The sequence below is a fragment of the Stenotrophomonas maltophilia group sp. Smal17 genome (genome assembly GCF_030237045.1).
GTDB classification, from domain to species: Bacteria; Pseudomonadota; Gammaproteobacteria; order Xanthomonadales; family Xanthomonadaceae; genus Stenotrophomonas; species Stenotrophomonas forensis.
Genome location: NZ_JASJSU010000175.1, coordinates 1 through 1,735 on the forward strand (window position 1 = coordinate 1; position 1,735 = coordinate 1,735).

The 1,735-nt window shown below is 60.1% G+C and carries 2 protein-coding genes; one reads left to right on the forward strand and one right to left on the reverse strand.

Annotated elements, in window-relative coordinates; translation table 11 throughout:
* Positions 1-904 precede the first annotated feature (904 nt).
* Positions 905-1,321 (reverse strand): hypothetical protein, encoded by a 417-nt coding sequence (locus QRO93_RS21415; RefSeq protein WP_180880460.1) that lies wholly within the window; start codon positions 1,319-1,321, stop codon positions 905-907.
* Positions 1,322-1,411: 90 nt separating this feature from the next.
* Here QRO93_RS21415 and QRO93_RS21420 point away from each other — a divergent pair, with 90 nt between their 5' ends.
* Positions 1,412-1,696 carry a hypothetical protein gene (locus QRO93_RS21420; protein ID WP_053448635.1) on the forward strand — a complete coding sequence of 95 codons (285 nt, stop codon included), beginning with the start codon at positions 1,412-1,414 and terminating at the stop codon, positions 1,694-1,696.
* Positions 1,697-1,735 lie beyond the last annotated feature (39 nt).

Sequence of the window (1,735 nt, forward strand, 5' to 3'; positions counted from 1 at the left end):
CGTTGAAAAAAACGGCCCATGGGCAAGCGCAGCTAGTCATTATGACGGGACGCCGTGACACGGCCTTCAGTGGAAGGCTGAAGGCCGCCTAAGATCAGTTGTCTACTGGGCGGACTGAGTTCCGCGATTGGATGCGCATTGCTTTGGTATGCACACGTCCAGCGAGGTGCTCACGAATCGTGACTCATTTACGGTGCAGACGACGCCAATTCCCTCGCTGAGATAGAAGGGGGATGAGTAATGACGTGTATCGCTGAGGTAGCACCTTCCGTTGTCAATGCCAATCGTGGCTGTTCGGGCTCCGGCGACAGAGCTTTCTGCGTTCATTTGGCCTGTTGAGTAGTAGGAGATTCCCACAGGCACGCGTCCGTTCGGCGCAGTTGCCGTAACCCAGTCAATACTCTTCGAATTCAATTTTGAGGTTGGATTCCCCGGGGTGTTTTCACGTGTGCATACCCAGCCTGCTGCTGGTCCTTCAATCGTCCCCTCCCCTTGAGATGGTTCCATATCCATGGAAGCGCAGAAGGCCTGATGATAGAGCTTAGTCGCCTCCGACTGATCGCTGTATCGATAGATCAGACGTCCAAATCCATCTGGCTTCAGATGCTGATCAACTTCAATCTGCCCTCCGTCGAAGTCTGGCCAAGTTGTACGGCGAACAATGATGATCTCTCCCTTGGGGCTGAGCTCCGTTCTGTCGATACTCAATGGTGTTCCTGCGAATGCAGGCGATGTGGCGGCGATTGCGAGACACAGGAGCAGCGTCCGATTACTCATTTGTGAGTCTCCGTTCTAGCGTTGCGGAGACACTAGGCTCAACAATATTCAGTTTTCAGATTGTGACCCGCGCTGTGCTTGTCCAGATTTCAAACTTTCCTCATTCGTTTGAATGTTGATCCATCGCTCAATCGCACTTCACCGCATACACCGGCCCGGCGCCGATCAGCATCAGCGCCATGTAGTCGCTGTCGCTGGCCTTGCCCTTCAGCGTGGCGCCCTTGTTGAAATGGAAGATGCCGAAGCCACCGGCCATGCGGATCAGCGCGCTGTCGATCTGCGCGGCATCGTCGCGGAAGTAGCGGCTGATCTCGCTGTTGCTGGCCTTGTGCAGGGCGTTCGGCTCGCGCTGCCACTGGCCGTCGCGGTTGAAGGAGACGAAGTACTGGCCCCCTTCCTTCTCGATGCGGAAGTCGGCGGGCTTGCGCGCGCTGGTGGCGAAACAGCCCTGGAGGGGATCGGCGGAGAAGGGAAGCCCGGCGTCACCGTCACAGGCGGCGAGCAGCAGGAGGGCACCGGGCAGCAGCAGACGGAGCGTGCGCATGGGATGTCCCTACAGGGCAGGTGCGGCTAGTGTAGGCAGCATGCGGGCATGGCCCGTACAGGAATTCGGCAAGAGAAGAGGGGTTTTCGGATGGCGCAGGGCAAGGCACCGTGGTGCGGCGTGGCCAGTTGGCTGGGCATGGTGGTCGGCTGGGGTGCGGGCACAATGGCTGCACAGGCGGCGGTGGCGGCCGGTGGCAATGGCCTGGCCGCGGGGATGGGCGTGGCGGTGCTGGGTGCGGCGCTGGTGGGTGCCGGCTTTGCCGTGGCATCGCGCGTGCGCGGCGAGCGTTGGCCGTGGATCGGCATTGCCGGTGCGGTCGTGAGCGCGCTGCCGCTGCTGATGTACCTGCTGCGGATGATGTTGAAACTGTAGTGGTAGTGCCGGCCGCTGGCCGGCACCTGCAGGTTGCGT

What these genes read in the sequence shown, in the direction of transcription:
- QRO93_RS21415 (WP_180880460.1), bottom strand. Translation starts at nt 1,321, where the DNA reads ATGCGCACGCTCCGTCTGCTGCTGCCCGGTGCCCTCCTGCTGCTCGCC.
- QRO93_RS21420 (WP_053448635.1), top strand. Translation starts at nt 1,412, where the DNA reads ATGGCGCAGGGCAAGGCACCGTGGTGCGGCGTGGCCAGTTGGCTGGGC.